The organism is Pseudaquabacterium terrae, from assembly GCF_013266755.1.
Lineage (GTDB): Bacteria > Pseudomonadota > Gammaproteobacteria > Burkholderiales > Burkholderiaceae_C > Pseudaquabacterium > Pseudaquabacterium terrae.
In genome coordinates this window covers 546074-561576 of record NZ_JABRWJ010000002.1, presented here as the reverse complement: position 1 = coordinate 561576, position 15503 = coordinate 546074, and the positions used below count along the sequence as shown (strand labels likewise).

Here is a 15503-nt window from a genome sequence, read left to right as displayed (position 1 = left end):
CTCAGTCCTCCTGGTCCCGCAATGCGGGGTCACACGCCACCGCGAACGTCAGCGCAACCGTCCACCGAACCCCAGCGCACGCACCGCCCCTTCGCCGACCGCCGCGCCAAAACGCTTGGCCAGGCGCTCGGCCACGTTGTCGCGCGGCGTGTAGTCGATCACCTCTTCGGCCTTGATCACATCGCGCGCGACCGAATCGAGGTTGCCGAAGCGATCCGCCAGGCCGAGCTTGACGGCCTCTTCGCCGTTCCAGAACAGGCCGGAGAAAACGTCCGGCCCGTCCTTGAGGCGCTTGCCACGGCCGTCCTTGACGACGGCGATGAACTGGCGGTGGATCTGGTCGATCATCGCCTGCGCATAGGCCTTGTGGCGCTCGTTCTGCGGCGAAAACGGATCGAGCATGCCTTTGTTCTCGCCGGCAGTCAGCAGGCGGCGCTCGACGCCGAGCTTGTCCATCAGCCCGGCGACACCGAAGCCGTCCATCAGCACGCCGATCGAGCCGACCAGGCTCGCCTTGTCGACGAAGATCTCGTCGGCAGCAACGGCGATGTAGTAGGCGCCCGAGGCGCACATCTCCTCGACGACGGCATAGACCTTCTTCTGGTGCTTGGCCTTCAGGCGGCGGATCTCGTCGTTGACGATGCCGGCCTGCACGGGGCTGCCGCCGGGGCTGTTGATGCGCAGCACGATGGCCTGCGCGCCGTTGTCCTCGAAGGCCTGGCGCAGCGCGGCGATCAGCTGCTCGGCGCTGGCCTCGCTGTCCGGCGCGATCTCGCCGCGCACGTCGACCAGCGCGGTGTGCGGCCCGTTCGGCCCAGCGTGATGGGTGCGCTGCGCGAACACCGTCCACAGCACGCCGATCACCAGCACCAGCCAGGCGAGGCGGATGGTGCTGCGCCAGCGGCGTTCGAGGCGGCGCTCCTGGAGCAGCTCGCGCGCCAGCCGCTCCAGCGCCTGCTCGATCCCGGGCGAGGGCACGGCGATCGGGCCGCGGGCCGGTTGGGCTGCGGGCGGCAGCGGGGCCTCGGGGAGCGGATCGTCTGCGGGGGAGCTCATGGTGTGCCGATCAGGCGGGAGAGAAAGGAGCCGCGGGTTCGTCGAAGATCACCGGCCGGACATCGCGGGAAGGATACCAATACACCCGGCCTGCGGCCTCGTGCACGTCGACGGGCATCAGGCGGCCGCGGCCGCAGGGTCCGGCGACGCAGTGGCCACCGAGCGGCTCGTAGCTCGCGCCGTGGATCGAGCAGACGATCCAGCGCTTGTCGATGTCGAGGAACTCGCCCGGCTGCCAGTCCATCTCGACCGGCACGTGCGCGCAGCGGTTGATGTAGGCGACCACGCGGCCCTCGTAGCGCAGCGCGAAGGCGCGCGCCGGCTGGCCCCACAGCAGCACGTCGAAGAGCAGCGCCTGGCCGCGCTCGACCAGCTCGCCGGCGGCACACAGCGGTAGCGCGTCGGGCCGCGGCGTAACCTCAGGCATGCTCGGCCAGCCAGGCATGCAGCGCGTCGGTCGAATGGGCGACGTGCAGCGGCGCGAACTCGGCGAACGCGGCGTGGTCGTGCGCGCCGAAGGCGACGCCGACCGCCGCCGTGCCGGCATTGCGCGCCATCTGCAGATCGTGGGTCGTGTCGCCGATCATCAGCGTGCGCTCGGCATCGACGCCGAACTCGCGCATCAGCTGCTGCAGCATCAGCGGATTCGGCTTGCTGGCGGTCTCGTCGGCGGTGCGGCTGCCGTCGAACACGCCCTCGAGCTGCGCCGTCTGCAGCGCCTCGTCGAGGCCGCGCCGGCTTTTTCCCGTGGCCACCGCCAGCCAGTGGTTGCGCGCCTTCAGCGCCTGCAGCATCGGCAGCGTGCCGGGGAACAGCAACAGCTCATGCTGTCGGGCGACGTAGTGGTGGCGGTAGCGCCGGCCGAGCTCGGGATAGCGCTCCGGCGACAGCCCCGGCACGGCATGCTGCAGCGCGTCCTGCAGGCCCAGGCCGATGACATAGGCGGCGTCCTGGTCGCTCGGCACCGCGGCACCGATGTCGCGGCAGGCGCCCTGGATGCAGCGCACGATCAGCGCGGTGGAATCGAACAGCGTGCCGTCCCAATCGAAGGCGATCAGGTCGAAGCGGCGGGGACGAAGACTCATCGGGGATTCAGTGCGGCTCTCGGGTCGGGCCGGCTTTGCCGGACGACCCGACCCCCTTGGGGGGCGGCGGCCGCGAAGCGGTCGCCTGGGGGCCTTCTGACAGCCGGGTGGTCAGTGTGACGCATTCGGGCGGCAGCTTCGCCTCCAGCACGATCCGCTCGCCGCTGGCCGGATGGTCGAAGGCCAGCTGCTTCGCATGCAGGAACATGCGGCCGAAACGCGCGCCGGCCAGCGCTTCGCCGCGCGCAAACTGCTTGTTCAGCTCGAAGTCGCCGTACTTGTCGTCGCCGACGATCGCATGGCCGGCATGCGCCAGGTGCACGCGGATCTGGTGCGTGCGGCCGGTCTTGATCGTCACGTCGAGCAGCGTGTACTGCTCGAAGCTCTGCGCGATGCGCACCAGCGTGATCGAGCGCCGGCCGTCCTCGTGATCGGCATCCACCGCGCGCACGTGGCGCTCGCCGGCGGCATCGAGCGTCTTGTGCAGCGCGACGTCGATCACCTTCAGCTTCGCCGGCCAGCGGCCGATCACCAGCGCCGCGTAGGTCTTGTCGGTCTCGCGCGTGCGGAACTGCTCTTGCAGCGCGGTCAGTGCGCTGCGCTTCTTGGCCAGCAGCAGGATGCCCGAGGTTTCCTTGTCGAGCCGGTGCACGAGCTCGAGGAACTTGGCCTCGGGCCGCGCCCGACGCAGCTGCTCGATGACGCCGAAGCTGACGCCCGAGCCGCCGTGCACCGCGACGCCGGCGGGCTTGTGAATCGCCAGCAGGTGCTCGTCCTCGAACAGCACCGGGAATTCGCGCGGCGGCGCCGCCTTTGCGCCAGCGGCCGGCGCAGCCACGCGCACCGGCGGCACGCGCACCTCGTCGCCGATCGCCAACCGCGTATCGGCCGCCGCGCGGCCCTTGTTGACGCGCACCTCGCCCGAGCGGATCACGCGGTAGACATGCGTCTTCGGCACGCCCTTCAGGATGCGCAGCAGGAAGTTGTCGAGCCGCTGGCCTTCACCCGCTTCATCGACGATCACGCGGCGCACCGCCACCGCGGCGCCAGCAGTGTGAACCTCGGGTGACAGTTTGCTGCTTATAATGCCCCGGACCACGATTTCGCCGTAAGTGCTTGATTTTTCAGAGTTTACCCGGGCATCCGCGGTGTTCTCGTGGTGGCCGGCCGTACCAGGCCAGCCGACAAGCGTTGATGCAACACCTGTGAACCGAGCGGCAGGCGCCCTCGCCGTAGCGACGGCGCGGCAGCGCGGGCCAGGTGAAAGAGACACGTCGCAACAGCCGTCCCGTCATTGGGAAGAAACCAGCTCATGGGCGGCAGAGCGGGCCGATGATTCATCATCGTCGTCCACTCTGTCGTCCGCGTCGAAGCCCGCGGTTCGCATGCCAGCCCTCCCCCTTGCCCGATCCAGCGCCGACAACGGCGCGGCGCGCTCTCGCGCGTCCGGCAGGCCCGGGCAACGGACACCTGCCGACCGCCGCAACGACGCACGCGGCCCCGCTGCACCTTGATCGTCTGACGATCACACCGCAGTCCAGGGCGATTCCTCACTCGGCTTTGTAGCGTCGCTCGTGCATCGAAAAGGAGTCGCCAGCCCGTTCGCGGGTCGGTGACCGGACCGACGCGCGCCTGCTCGAAGCAGTCGCGTGCGATGAGGAGTGCACATGAAGCGCATGCTGATCAATTCCACGCAGCCGGAAGAACGGCGCCTGGCGATCGTCGACGGGCAGAAGCTGCTCGATTTCGAGACCGAGATCGAGGGCCGCGAACAACGCAAGGGCAACATCTACAAGGCGGTGGTGACCCGCGTCGAGCCCTCGCTCGAAGCCTGTTTCGTCGACTACGGCGAGGATCGCCACGGCTTCCTGCCGTTCAAGGAAATTTCCAAGCAGTTCTTCCGCGACGGCGTCGAGGCGAAGAACGCCACCATCAAGGACGCGATCCGCGAGGGCCAGGAGCTGCTGGTCCAGGTCGAGAAGGAAGAGCGCGGCAACAAGGGCGCGGCGCTGACGACCTTCGTCTCGCTGGCCGGCCGCTACCTCGTGCTGATGCCGAACAACCCGCGCGGCGGCGGCGTCAGCCGGCGCATCGAGGGCGAGGACCGCGAGGAGCTGAAGGAGAACCTCGAGCAGCTCGACTACCCGAAGGGCATGAGCCTGATCGCCCGCACCGCCGGCATCGGCCGTTCCGCCGCCGAGCTGCAGTGGGACCTGAACTACATGCTCAAGCTGTGGACCGCGATCGACAGCGCCAGCAAGGCCGGCCGCGGCGCGTTCCTGATCTACCAGGAGTCGTCGCTGGTGATCCGCGCGATCCGCGACTACTTCACGTCGGACATCGGCGAGATCCTGATCGACACCGACGATATCTTCGACCAGGCGCACCAGTTCATGAACCACGTGATGCCCGAGTCGGCATCGCGCGTGAAGCGCTACCGCGATGACGCGGCGTTGTTCAGCCGCTTCCAGATCGAGCATCAGATCGAGACCGCGTTCTCGCGCACGGTGAACCTGCCCGCGGGCGGCGCGATCGTCATCGACCACACCGAGGCGCTGGTGTCGATCGACGTCAACTCGGCGCGCGCGACGCGCGGCGGCGACATCGAGGAAACCGCCACCCGCACCAACCTCGAAGCCGCCGACGAGATCGCGCGCCAGATGCGGCTGCGCGACCTGGGCGGCCTGATCGTCGTCGACTTCATCGACATGGAGGAGTCGAAGAACCGCCGCGAGGTCGAGCAGCGCCTGCGCGACGCGATGCGCCAGGACCGCGCCCGCGTGCAGTTCTCGTCGATCTCGAAGTTCGGCCTGCTCGAGCTGAGCCGCCAGCGCCTGCGCCCGGCGCTCAGCGAAGGCAACCACATCACCTGCCCGCGCTGCAACGGCACCGGCCACATCCGCGACACCGAGTCCTCCGCGCTGCAGATCCTGCGCATCATTCAGGAGGAGTCGATGAAGGACAACACCGCCGCCGTGCACGTGCAGGTGCCGGTGGAGGTGACCTCGTTCCTGCTCAACGAGAAGCGCACCGAGATCACCAAGATCGAGCTGAAGCAGCGCGTCACCGTGCTGCTGGTGCCGAACAAGCACCTCGAGACGCCGAACTACAAGCTCGAGCGGCTGCGCCACGACGACCCGCGGCTGGAGAACCTGCAGGCCAGCTACACGATGATCGAGGAGCCGGACGACGAGGTGTCGATCTCGCGCCGGCGTGACGCCAACGAACGCGCCAAGCCGAAGCAGGAGCCGGTGATCAAGGGCGTGCTGCCCGACCAGCCGGCCCCGATCGCGGCGCCGAAGGAAGCCAAGCCGGAACCGGTGGCCGCCGCTGCGCCGGTGCCCGCGCCGATCGCCGTGCCGCCGCCGACGCCGAGCTGGGCCAGCACGCCGGTACCGGCCAGCGGTGGGGGCTTCTTCGGCTGGATCAAGAAACTCTTCGGCGCGCCGCCGCCGGTGCCGGCCGCTGAGCCGGTGGTCGAGACGGCCGTGGCAGCGCAAGCCAGCGCCGCCGCGCCGGCTGCGGCCGACAAGCGCGAAGGCCGTGAAGGCCGGCGCGGGGAACGCGGCGAACGCGGTGGCCGCGGAGAGCGCGGCGGCCGCGGCCGTGACGGTGGGCGCCAGGGCGAGGCCCGCGAAGGGCGCGAACCGCGCGAAGGGCGTGCAGGTGAAGGCCGCGGTGAGGGTCGCGGCGAAGGCCGTGGCGAGGGCCGCGGCGGTGAAGCCCGCGGCGAGCGCCGCCCCGAGGGCCGGGGCGAGGCCCGCGGCGAAGGTCGTGGTCAGCGCGACGGTCGCGACAACCGCGAGCCGCGCCGCAGTGAACGCCCGGCCGACGCCGCGGCGCCGGACGCGCCGCGCCGTGGCCCGCGCCCCGAGCGCGACAGCCGCCCGGTCGAGGCCGATGAACAGGCCGCGCTGGCCGCCGATCTGCAACCGACCGACGCGCTGGCGACCAGCGAGCCGACCGACGGCGATCGCGACGAGCAGCGCCGGCGCCGTCGGCGCCGCGGTGGCCGTGGCGGTCGCGACGAGGCGGCGAGCCCTGCCGGTGTCGAAGGCGGCGACGAGATCGTCCGTGACGAGACCGTGCGCGAGGACGCCGAGCGTGCCGACGTGGCGAGCGCCGAACCCGCGGCCGCGGTGACCACCGAAGAGGCCGGCGGCGAGGGTCGCCGCCGCGGCCGCAGCCGCGATCGTTATCGCCGCGAGCGGCGCGAGGACGAGGCCAGCCCCGAGTCGACCGGCGAAGCCGCGGCCGAACAAGCCGCCGAGACGCCGGCCGCCGAGCTGGCGCCCACCGCTGCTGCCGACGTGCTGCCGCTGGTCACCGACGCCGAACCGGCACGCCAGCCGGCAGCGCTCGCGCGCGCCGAGCCGTTCGTGTTGCCGATCGACGATCTGCAGCAGATCGCCGAGACCTCGGGCCTGCAGTGGGTCAACTCCGATCCCGACAAGATCCGCGCGGTGCAGGAAGCGATCGCTGCGACGCCGGCCCCGGTGCACGTGCCGCGCGAGCGCAAGGCCGTTGCGCTGGTCGACGAGGGCCCGCTGGTGCTGGTCGAGACGCGCAAGGACCTGTCGCAGCTGAAGCTGCCGTTCGAGGTCAGCAGCACCAGCACTGTGTGATGCACGCTGCGCGGCGCCGCGGCGGTATCGTCGCGCGCGCCGCGCCGGCGCAGTGCACGCGACTGCGCTGCTGCGCGCTTGAGCGCCCCCTGCGGCGCACCGAAGCTCCCGGCCGCGGCAATCTTGCCGCGCCCCGGGAAACTTCATGGACTCATTCACAGCGCGTCGCGCGCTGGCCCTCACCGGCGCTGCGGCGCTGCTCGGTACGCTCTTGTCGGCGTGTTACGTCGTCCCGATCGATCCGCGCACGGGCCGCCCGCTGCCGCCGCACGATGGGCCGCACGCGCACCCACAGCCACACCCGCACCCACAACCCCAGGTCGTGGTCGTGCCGCCGCCGCAGGTGCTGCCCGCGGCCCCGCCGGTGGCCAGCGTGCTGCAGGCACGGCTGTACCCGCTGAACGAACAAGCCAACACCGGCGGGCTGCTGGTCGCGCAGGTGGTCGACAACCACACCGGCCGCGGCAGCATCTCGCTGGCCTACCGCGGCAGCCTGCTGCAGGGCGAATCGACACGCGTCGACGGCAGCCACGCCGTCTACGGCCGCATCCATCGCGAGGTGCTGGGCGCCTGGTCCGCGCCCGGAACGGGCCGCCGCGGCATCGCCAACGCCTACGGCGCCGGCGGCATCAATGCGCAGTGCGAGTACGTCGTCACCGGCCCGTCGATCGGCACCGGCGCCTGCCTGTTTTCCGACGGCGCGAAGTACCAGATGCACTTCGGGCAATAACGCCCGACCGGAGCGGGCGTGCCGTCAGGGCAGCCGCTCGAGCGCGTGCTGGTAGGCCGGCTGGTGCATCAGCTCGTCCCACGGCAGCGGCGGCGTCAGCGGCAGCAGCTCGAGACGGCGCGCTTCGCTCGTCGCATCGGGCTGCCAGGCGCCGCGCTCGGCCGCGGCCAGCAGGCCGTCGAGCAGCACGTCGACGGGCGCGCCGCCGTCGTGGATCGACTGGTTGCACAGCAGCACCATGTCGCAGCCGGCGTTCAGCGCGGCGATGCCGCCGTCGAGCGCGCTGCCGGCAGCCCGCGCTCCGGCCATGCTCAAGTCGTCGCTGATGATCGCGCCCTGGTAGCCGAGCTGGCCGCGCAGGATGTCGCGCAGCCAGCGCGCGGAGAACCCGGCGGGCCACGAATCGATCTTCGGATAGACGATGTGCGCCGGCATCACGCTGCTCAGGCTGGTCGACAGCCAGTCGTAGGGCCGCACGTCCTCGGCCAGGATCGCCTTCAGCGAGCGCTTGTCGATCGGCAACTCGAAATGGCTGTCGGCGGCCGCGTAGCCATGCGCCGGGAAGTGCTTGCCGCAGTTGGCCATGCCGGCCTGCAAGAGGCCGTGCATCAGGCTCTTGGCGAGCAGCGCCACCACGCGCGGGTCGCGGTGCATCGCGCGGTCGCCGATCACTTCGCTGTTGCCGTGGTCGAGGTCGACCACCGGCGTGTAGCTCAGGTCGACGCCGCAGGAACGCAGCTCGGCGCCGAGCACGTAACCCGCCGCGGTGGCGGCCGCGGTCGCGCGCATCGCATCCTTCATCCACAGCTCGCCGAGCACGCGCATCGGCGGCAGGTGCGTGAAGCCGTCGCGGCGGAAGCGCTGCACGCGCCCGCCCTCGTGGTCGACCGTGATCAGCAGGTCCGCGCGCAGCGCCTTCACCTCGGCGGTGACCGCGGTCAGCTGCGCGCGATCGCGGAAGTTGCGGCTGAAGAAGATCAGGCCGCCGGTCAGCGGGTGCAGCAGGCGCCGGCGGTCGTTGGCATCGAGCTCGTGGCCGGCGATGTCGATCACCACCGGGGAATGGGCAATCGAATGGCCGCTGTCTTTGGAAGTCATGCGTTCGGAGTCGCTTCGATGGTCTCCACCACCACGAAGGAGGCGGCGTACTCGGATTCGTCGGTCACCGTGACATGGCCGCGCAGGCGGCGCTCGGCGAACCATTCGGCCAGCGCGCCGTCGAGGCGCAGCACCGGCTGGCCGCTCGGCAGGTTCAGGATCTCGCAGGCGCGCCAGGTCATCGGCATGCGCAGCCCGAGGCCGATGGCCTTCGAGAACGCCTCCTTGGCCGAGAAGCGCGTGGCCAGGTACGCGACGCCGCGCGCCTCGACGCGCGCGCGCCGGGCATGGAAGACCGCCAGCTCGCGCGGTCCGAGCACCTTCTCGGCGAAGCGGTCGCCGCGGCGCGCCAATGTCGCGCGGATGCGGCGCAGGTCGCAGATGTCGGTGCCGATGCCGTAGATCATCGCGCGGCAGGTGCCACCGGAGCGAAGGCGCGCTGGATGCAGCGCTGGTACTCGCGCACCGTCTCCGCCAGCCCGAGCTCGAGCGCATCGGCGACCAGCGCATGGCCGATCGACACTTCGAGCACACCGGGCACGGCGCGCAGGAAGTCGGCGAGGTTGGCGCGGTTCAGGTCGTGGCCGGCATTGATCTGCAGGCCGGCCGCGAGCGCCGCATCGGCCGCGGCCGCGAAGCGCGCGAGCACAGCCGCCTGCTGCGGCGTGCCGTGCGCGCTGGCATACGACTCGGTGTAGAGCTCGATGCGCTCGGCGCCGGTGGCGCGCGCCGCGGCCATCGCCTCGGGCAGCGGATCCATGAACAGGCTGACGCGCACGCCCAGCGCCTGCGCTTCGGCCACCAGCGGCTGCAGGCGCGCGAGGTCGGCCGGGAAGCTCCAGCCGTGGTCCGACGTGAACTGGCCGGCATCGTCCGGCACGAAGGTCACCTGGTGCGGCTTGAACTCGCGCACGAAGCCCATCAGGTTGTGGAACGGGTTGCCCTCGATGTTGTATTCGACCTCGGGCCACTGCTTCAGCAGTGCGGCGAGCTCGCCCACGTCGTGCGCGCGGATGTGGCGCTCGTCGGGCCGCGGATGCACGGTGATGCCTTGCGCGCCGGCTTCGAGCGCCTGGCGCGACAGCGCGACGACATCCGGGATGCCGAGGTGCCGGGTATTGCGCAGCAGCGCGATCTTGTTGACGTTGACCGACAGCGCGGTGCGGTGCGGCCGGGCACCGGCCTCGGGAGCGACGAGCGGGTTCATCGGGAGGGGTTCAGTCCTTGTCGAGCAGGCGCCGCACGTCGAGCATCGCGGCGCGCGTGCGCAGTTGCGGCGAGCCCAGATGATAGTGAAGCAGCGTGCGCAGCTGCGGCTTCAGCGCGCTCAAGGTGGCGGGATCGGTGGCCCGCAACGCGGCTGGATCGTCGACGTCGAGCGCAACCTGCAGCGCCTGCCAGTCGCGCCCCGACAGCGCGGCATCGGCGGACGCCACCAGGCCGCTCTCGGGGCGCAAGGCATAGCTGCGCCCGGGCTCGAGCGCCTGCTGCGTCACCGTGTCGCGGCCGAGCTCGGGCAGCACGCCGGTCTCGCGCAACAGCAGCAGCTCGAAGGCCCGCAGCGGTGCTTCCTCGTCGCCGCCGGCCAGCGCATGCAAGGTGTCCGCATAGGCATCGAACAGCAGCGCATGCGGATCCTGGCGCGCCAGCAGCTTCATCAGCAGCTCGTTGAGATAGAAGCCGGCGAAGAGCCGCGGCGGCGGCAGCACGGCTCCGCCGGCGGCGTACTCGGCGGCGCGCAGCGTCAGGATGTCGCTCGATTCATCGGCCTTCGGCCGGCCCAGCGTGACGGCGATGCGCTGGAACGGCAGCAGCACCGCGCGCAATTGCGAATACGGCCGCTTGGCACCCTTGGCCACCGCGGCGAGGCGGCCTTGCTCACGGGTGAAGAGATCGAGGATCAGGCTGGTCTCGCTCCAATCCCACTGGTGCAGCACGAAGGCCGGCTGCGCGGCTGACCTCATTCGTAGCCGTAGGAGCGCAGGTGCTCCTCGTCGTCGGCCCAGCCCGAACGCACCTTGACCCACAGCTCGAGGAAGACCTTGGCGTCCATCAGCCGCTCGAGGTCCTGGCGCGCTTCGCTGCCGATGCGCTTCAGGCGCTCGCCACCATCGCCGATGACCATGCCCTTGTGCGCGTCGCGCTCGACGATGATGGTCGCGGCGATGCGGCGCAGGGCGCCCTCTTCCTCGTACTTGTCGATCACCACCGTCGCGCTGTACGGCAGCTCGTCGCCGGTCAGGCGGAAGAGCTTCTCGCGGATCAGCTCGGCGGCGAGGAACCGATCACTGCGGTCGGTCAACGCATCGGCTTCGTAGAGCCAGGGCTGTTCGGGCAGGTAGGGCGCGACGATCTTCAGCAGCCGCTCGATGTCGGCGTTGTGACGCGCCGACAGCGGCACGAATTCGGCAAACGGATGGCGCTCCTGCATGGTCTTGAGCCACGGCAGCAGGTCGGCGCGGCGCTGCACGGCATCGAGCTTGTTGGCGACGAGGATCGCGGGCCGGTCCGGGGGCAGCAACGCCAGCACCTTGGCATCGTCGAGCCCGAAGCGGCCCGCCTCGACGACGAACAGCACGACGTCGACGTCGGCGAGCGCGCCCTGCACCGTGCGGTTCAGGCTGCGGTTCAGCGCGGTGCTGTGGCGGGTCTGGAAGCCGGGCGTGTCGACGAACACGAACTGCGCGTCATCGACAGTGCGCACGCCGGTGATGCGGTGGCGCGTGGTCTGCGCCTTGCGCGAAGTGATGCTGATCTTCTGTCCGACCAGCGCATTGACCAGCGTCGACTTGCCGACGTTGGGCCGTCCGACGACGGCGATCAGGCCGCAGCGCTGCGTGGCTGCTGCGCCGGCGGTGGGTTCGCTCATCGGTGGCTTTCGTGGAGGTACGTCAGGAACGCAGCGGGCCGCCCGGCCGGTCGCTGGCTTTCAACTTGACGAGCAGGCGGCGTGCCGCTTCCTGCTCGGCGGCGCGGCGCGAACGGCCTTCGCCCTGCTCGGCAACGCCCAGCGTCGGCGCCGCGCATTCGACCTCGAAGGTCTGCGCATGGGCCTGGCCGCGCGTTGCGACGATGCGGTAGCTGGGCACCGGAAGCCGGCGTGCCTGCAGCCATTCCTGCAGCTCGGTCTTCGGGTCCTTGCTCCAGCTGTCGGCCTCGCTGCTGGCGATCAGCTCGCCGAACAGCTGCCGCACCAGCTGCAACGCGGGGTCGAAGCCGCCGTCGAGGTAGATCGCACCGACCAGGGCCTCGACCGCGTCAGCCAGGATCGACGGCCGCTGCGCGCCGCCGCCGCGCGCTTCGCCTTCCGACAGGCGCAGCACCTCCGGCAGGCCGAGCGCGAGCGCGGCACGATGCAGGCTGTCCTCGCGCACCAGGTGCGCACGCACGCGCGTCAGGTCGCCTTCGTCGGAGCCGGCGAAGCGCTCGAACAGCAGGCTCGAGACGGCCAGGTTCAGCACGGCATCGCCGAGAAATTCGAGACGCTCGTTGTGGTCGGCACCAAAGCTGCGGTGGGTCAGCGCGCGCTGCAGCAGCTTCGGCTCGTCGAAGCGGTGGCCGAGCCGGGTTTGCAGTGCGTCGTGGCGTGGGTCCATGTCAGTGCCCAAAAAGTCCAGGGGTCACTGCGAACGGCCTTCGTACTTGATCAGCAGGTAGACCGGCTTGATCAGCTCGACCTCCTTCTGGTAGGCGAAGCGGATCACCACCTTGCCTTCCTCCTTCGTGATCTCGAGGTCGCCGCCGCCGATCGACTCGATCGAGTATTCGATCTCCTTCTGCCGCTCGAAGGCGTTGCGAATACCGACGACCGTCGGTGGCGGGCTCGCGGCGATGTTGTTGATCGCCTTCTGGATCGCCTGGTACTCCAGCAGCGTCGGCACCGTTCGCACCAGCACGTAGCCGATGAAGCCGACCACGACGGCCCAGCTCATCAGACCGATCAGCGTGACGCCGCGTTGGGAGCGATGGGCGAAGGGACGGTTCATGGTGTGGCGTTGGAGCCCGAGGCTCACTGGAAGCTGCCGATACGCCCGAGGTTACCGAAATTCATCCACACAAAGAATGCCCGGCCCACGATGTTCTCGTCGGGCACGAAGCCCCAGAAGCGTGAGTCCTGCGAGTTGTCGCGGTTGTCGCCCATCACAAAGTAGTGGCCTGCGGGCACTTTGCAAGTGACGCCCTCGGCGCTGTAGCGGCACTGGTCACGGAAGCGCTGGAAACTCTCCAGCGGCCGGAACAGCGAGGGCAGGTTCGGTTGCACCAGCAGGTCGTGCTCGATCGTGCCGAGCCCCTCTCGAAAGCGCGGCGCGTAGCGCATGCTGTCCTCGTCGTAGAAGTCGCCGAGGGCCTTGAGCTCGACCGGCTTGCCGTTGATCGACAGGCGCTGGTTCAGGTAGGCGACCTCGTCGCCGGGCAGGGCGACCACCCGCTTGATGTAGTCGATGCGGGGGTCGACCGGATAGCGGAAGACGATCACGTCGCCGTGCTTCGGGTCGTTGTTGGCGATCAGCTTGGTGTTGATCACCGGCAGCCGGATGCCGTAGTGAAACTTGTTGACGAGGATCAGGTCGCCGACCAGCAGCGTCGGGATCATCGAGCCGGACGGGATCTTGAACGGCTCGAACAGGAACGAGCGCAGCAGGAAGACGATCAGGATCACCGGGAACAGCCCGGCCGTCCAGTCCAGCCACCAGGGTTGCGTCAGCAGCTGCTGGCGCGCGGCCTCCACGTCGCCGTCGACCTTGTCGATCCCCATGCGCGCGAGGTCGGCACGCCGCTGCGCATCCTGCGACGTCAGCGTCTGCGCCGCCGCGGCCCGCGCCGGCGCGAAGCGAAAGCGTTCGGCGAGCCAGTAAGCGAGCGTGACCACCGTCATCACGAACAACAGCAACGAGAAGTTGCCGATCCAGTAGCCGGCGTACCAGCCGCCGAGGTAAATCGCGAGCGCGCCGAACAGCGCGACGGTGAGTGCACTCATCATCCCGGGGGGACCCTTCTCAGTCTTCGACTTGCAGGATGGCGAGGAAGGCCTCTTGCGGCACCTCGACCGTGCCGATCTGCTTCATGCGCTTCTTGCCGGCCTTCTGCTTTTCCAGCAGCTTCTTCTTGCGCGTGATGTCGCCGCCGTAGCATTTTGCCAGCACGTTCTTGCGCAGCGCCTTGATGTTCTCGCGCGCGATGATGTTGGCGCCGATCGCGGCCTGGATCGCGACGTCGTACATCTGGCGCGGAATCTGTTCGCGCATCTTCGCCGCCACCGCGCGGCCGCGGTACTGGCTCTGCACGCGATGCACGATGATCGACAGCGCGTCGATGCGGTCGCCGTTGATCAGCAGGTCGACCTTCACGACGTCGGCGGCGCGGTACTCCTTGAACTCGTAGTCCATCGACGCGTAGCCGCGCGACACGCTCTTGAGCTTGTCGAAAAAGTCGAGCACGATCTCGGCCAGCGGCAGCTCGTAGGTCAGCATGACCTGGCGGCCGTGGTAGGCCATGTTCATCTGCACGCCGCGCTTCTGGTTGGCCAGCGTCATCACCGAGCCGACGTAGTCCTGCGGCATGTACAGGTGCACCGTGACGATCGGCTCGCGGATCTCGCGGATGCGACCCAGATCCGGCATCTTCGACGGGTTCTCGACCTCGAGCAGCGTGCCGTCGTTGAGCTCGACCTGGTAGACGACCGAGGGTGCGGTGGTGATCAGGTCCTGGTCGAACTCGCGCTCGAGGCGCTCCTGCACGATCTCCATGTGCAGCAGGCCGAGGAAGCCGCAGCGGAAGCCGAAGCCCAGCGCCTGGCTGACCTCGGGCTCGTAGCGCAGCGAGCTGTCGTTGAGCTTGAGCTTCTCCAGCGCATCGCGCAGCGAGTCGTACTCGCTCGCCTCGGTCGGATAGAGGCCGGCGAAGACCTGCGGCTGGATCTCCTTGAAGCCGGGCAGCGGCTCGCTCGCCGGACCGGCGTTGTTCGGCAGCTTCTTCTCGAGCGTGATCGTGTCGCCGACCTTGGCCGCCTGCAGCTCCTTGATGCCGGCGATCAGGAAGCCGACCTCGCCGGCGTTGAGCTCCTCGCGCGGCTCGGACTTCGGCGTGAAGACGCCGAGCTGCTCCAGCGGATAGACGGTGTTGGTCGCCATCATGCGGATGCGGTCGCCCTTGCGCAGGCTGCCGTCGACCACGCGAACCAGCATCACGACGCCGACGTAGTTGTCGAACCAGCTGTCGATGATCATCGCGCGCGGCGGTCCGCCGGGCTGGCCCTTGGGCGACGGCATGCGCGTGATCACCGCCTCGAGGATCTCGTCGATGCCCTCGCCGGTCTTCGCCGAGCACGGGATCGCATGCGTCGCATCGATGCCGATGACGTCTTCGATCTCCGACTTCGCGCGCTCGGGATCGGCCTGCGGCAGATCCATCTTGTTGAGCACCGGCACGACCTCGACATGCAGGTCGAGCGCGGTGTAGCAGTTGGCCACCGTCTGTGCCTCGACACCCTGGCTCGCATCGACCACCAGCAACGCGCCTTCGCAGGCCGACAGCGAGCGGCTGACCTCGTACGAGAAGTCGACGTGGCCGGGCGTGTCGATCAGGTTGAGGTTGTAGATGCGGCCGTCGCGTGCGGTGTATTGCAAGGACGCGGTCTGCGCCTTGATCGTGATGCCGCGCTCGCGTTCGATGTCCATCGAATCGAGCACCTGCGCTTCCATCTCGCGGTCGGAGAGGCCGCCGCAGCGCTGGATCAATCGATCCGCCAACGTCGACTTGCCGTGGTCGATGTGGGCAATGATCGAGAAATTTCTGATGTGGTCCATGCAGTCTGCAGATCGTCGCCTGGCATCGTTTGCCGCGGGCTTCGGGCCGCGGCGCCAGGCTCACACCGCGGGCGCGGTGCGATGGGCCGTGAGGCCCGAGTTC

At 69.4% G+C, this 15503-nt stretch carries 15 protein-coding genes; 2 read left to right on the top strand and 13 right to left on the bottom strand.

Going from position 1 to position 15503, the window contains the following annotated elements:
* Positions 1-48 precede the first annotated feature (48 nt).
* From HLB44_RS07670 to HLB44_RS07655, 4 genes are read right to left on the bottom strand one after another with little or no spacing between them, the layout of a single operon-like run.
* Complete coding sequence (locus HLB44_RS07670; protein WP_173121956.1) at positions 49-1056, bottom strand: S49 family peptidase; 1008 nt, start codon at positions 1054-1056, stop codon at positions 49-51.
* Between the two features lie 10 nt (positions 1057-1066).
* Positions 1067-1483: a Rieske (2Fe-2S) protein gene (locus HLB44_RS07665; RefSeq protein WP_173121955.1), complete on the bottom strand. Its 417-nt coding sequence runs from the start codon at positions 1481-1483 to the stop codon at positions 1067-1069.
* Positions 1476-2141, bottom strand: coding sequence for an HAD-IA family hydrolase (locus HLB44_RS07660; protein ID WP_173121954.1), 666 nt, complete (start codon positions 2139-2141; stop codon positions 1476-1478). The genes HLB44_RS07665 and HLB44_RS07660 overlap by 8 nt, the downstream gene beginning before the upstream one ends.
* Positions 2142-2148: 7 nt before the next feature.
* Positions 2149-3174 carry an RluA family pseudouridine synthase gene (locus tag HLB44_RS07655; RefSeq protein ID WP_173122256.1) on the bottom strand — a complete coding sequence of 342 codons (1026 nt, stop codon included), beginning with the start codon at positions 3172-3174 and terminating at the stop codon, positions 2149-2151.
* A 634-nt stretch (positions 3175-3808) separates the two neighbouring features.
* On the opposite strand from HLB44_RS07655, the gene HLB44_RS07650 reads away from it, so the two are divergent.
* Positions 3809-6766 (top strand): Rne/Rng family ribonuclease, encoded by a 2958-nt coding sequence (locus HLB44_RS07650; protein ID WP_173121953.1) that lies wholly within the window; start codon positions 3809-3811, stop codon positions 6764-6766.
* A 145-nt stretch (positions 6767-6911) separates the two neighbouring features.
* Positions 6912-7496 carry a hypothetical protein gene (locus HLB44_RS07645; protein ID WP_173121952.1) on the top strand — a complete coding sequence of 195 codons (585 nt, stop codon included), beginning with the start codon at positions 6912-6914 and terminating at the stop codon, positions 7494-7496.
* A 24-nt stretch (positions 7497-7520) separates the two neighbouring features.
* Here the strand turns inward: HLB44_RS07645 and nagZ are convergent, their stop codons facing one another.
* Genes nagZ through lepA form a run of 9 tightly spaced genes read right to left on the bottom strand, consistent with a single transcriptional unit; the run spans position 7521 to position 15400 of the window.
* Entirely contained in the window at positions 7521-8594 is a 1074-nt protein-coding gene (gene nagZ / locus HLB44_RS07640; RefSeq protein ID WP_173121951.1) for a beta-N-acetylhexosaminidase, read from the bottom strand.
* Positions 8591-9001 (bottom strand): holo-ACP synthase, encoded by a 411-nt coding sequence (acpS, locus tag HLB44_RS07635; RefSeq protein ID WP_173121950.1) that lies wholly within the window; start codon positions 8999-9001, stop codon positions 8591-8593. The genes nagZ and acpS overlap by 4 nt, the downstream gene beginning before the upstream one ends.
* Positions 8998-9801, bottom strand: a complete 804-nt coding sequence (locus HLB44_RS07630; RefSeq protein WP_173121949.1) for a pyridoxine 5'-phosphate synthase — start codon at positions 9799-9801, stop codon at positions 8998-9000. The genes acpS and HLB44_RS07630 overlap by 4 nt, the downstream gene beginning before the upstream one ends.
* Positions 9802-9811: 10 nt before the next feature.
* Complete coding sequence (gene recO, locus HLB44_RS07625; RefSeq protein WP_173121948.1) at positions 9812-10558, bottom strand: DNA repair protein RecO; 747 nt, start codon at positions 10556-10558, stop codon at positions 9812-9814.
* Positions 10555-11463 (bottom strand): GTPase Era, encoded by a 909-nt coding sequence (gene era, locus HLB44_RS07620; RefSeq protein WP_173121947.1) that lies wholly within the window; start codon positions 11461-11463, stop codon positions 10555-10557. Before era ends, recO begins: the two co-directional genes overlap by 4 nt.
* Positions 11464-11485: 22 nt before the next feature.
* The gene (gene rnc, locus HLB44_RS07615; RefSeq protein WP_173121946.1) at positions 11486-12190 is read right to left on the bottom strand and encodes a ribonuclease III; all 705 of its coding nucleotides are present in this window, start codon (positions 12188-12190) and stop codon (positions 11486-11488) included.
* A gap of 24 nt (positions 12191-12214) precedes the next feature.
* Positions 12215-12580: a DUF4845 domain-containing protein gene (locus HLB44_RS07610; RefSeq protein ID WP_173121945.1), complete on the bottom strand. Its 366-nt coding sequence runs from the start codon at positions 12578-12580 to the stop codon at positions 12215-12217.
* Between the two features lie 23 nt (positions 12581-12603).
* Positions 12604-13572 (bottom strand): signal peptidase I, encoded by a 969-nt coding sequence (lepB, locus tag HLB44_RS07605; RefSeq protein WP_173121944.1) that lies wholly within the window; start codon positions 13570-13572, stop codon positions 12604-12606.
* Between the two features lie 19 nt (positions 13573-13591).
* Complete coding sequence (lepA, locus tag HLB44_RS07600; RefSeq protein WP_173121943.1) at positions 13592-15400, bottom strand: translation elongation factor 4; 1809 nt, start codon at positions 15398-15400, stop codon at positions 13592-13594.
* Positions 15401-15503: the final 103 nt, after the last annotated feature.

Bases quoted from the DNA above. Each gene is read 5' to 3' on its own strand.
- HLB44_RS07645 (WP_173121952.1), top strand. From the start codon at position 6,912: ATGGACTCATTCACAGCGCGTCGCGCGCTGGCCCTCACCGGCGCTGCG.
- acpS (WP_173121950.1), bottom strand. From the start codon at position 9,001: ATGATCTACGGCATCGGCACCGACATCTGCGACCTGCGCCGCATCCGC.
- HLB44_RS07665 (WP_173121955.1), bottom strand. From the start codon at position 1,483: ATGCCTGAGGTTACGCCGCGGCCCGACGCGCTACCGCTGTGTGCCGCC.
- recO (WP_173121948.1), bottom strand. From the start codon at position 10,558: ATGAGGTCAGCCGCGCAGCCGGCCTTCGTGCTGCACCAGTGGGATTGG.
- nagZ (WP_173121951.1), bottom strand. From the start codon at position 8,594: ATGACTTCCAAAGACAGCGGCCATTCGATTGCCCATTCCCCGGTGGTG.
- HLB44_RS07630 (WP_173121949.1), bottom strand. From the start codon at position 9,801: ATGAACCCGCTCGTCGCTCCCGAGGCCGGTGCCCGGCCGCACCGCACC.
- HLB44_RS07610 (WP_173121945.1), bottom strand. From the start codon at position 12,580: ATGAACCGTCCCTTCGCCCATCGCTCCCAACGCGGCGTCACGCTGATC.
- HLB44_RS07670 (WP_173121956.1), bottom strand. From the start codon at position 1,056: ATGAGCTCCCCCGCAGACGATCCGCTCCCCGAGGCCCCGCTGCCGCCC.
- rnc (WP_173121946.1), bottom strand. From the start codon at position 12,190: ATGGACCCACGCCACGACGCACTGCAAACCCGGCTCGGCCACCGCTTC.
- era (WP_173121947.1), bottom strand. From the start codon at position 11,463: ATGAGCGAACCCACCGCCGGCGCAGCAGCCACGCAGCGCTGCGGCCTG.
- HLB44_RS07650 (WP_173121953.1), top strand. From the start codon at position 3,809: ATGAAGCGCATGCTGATCAATTCCACGCAGCCGGAAGAACGGCGCCTG.
- lepA (WP_173121943.1), bottom strand. From the start codon at position 15,400: ATGGACCACATCAGAAATTTCTCGATCATTGCCCACATCGACCACGGC.
- lepB (WP_173121944.1), bottom strand. From the start codon at position 13,572: ATGAGTGCACTCACCGTCGCGCTGTTCGGCGCGCTCGCGATTTACCTC.
- HLB44_RS07660 (WP_173121954.1), bottom strand. From the start codon at position 2,141: ATGAGTCTTCGTCCCCGCCGCTTCGACCTGATCGCCTTCGATTGGGAC.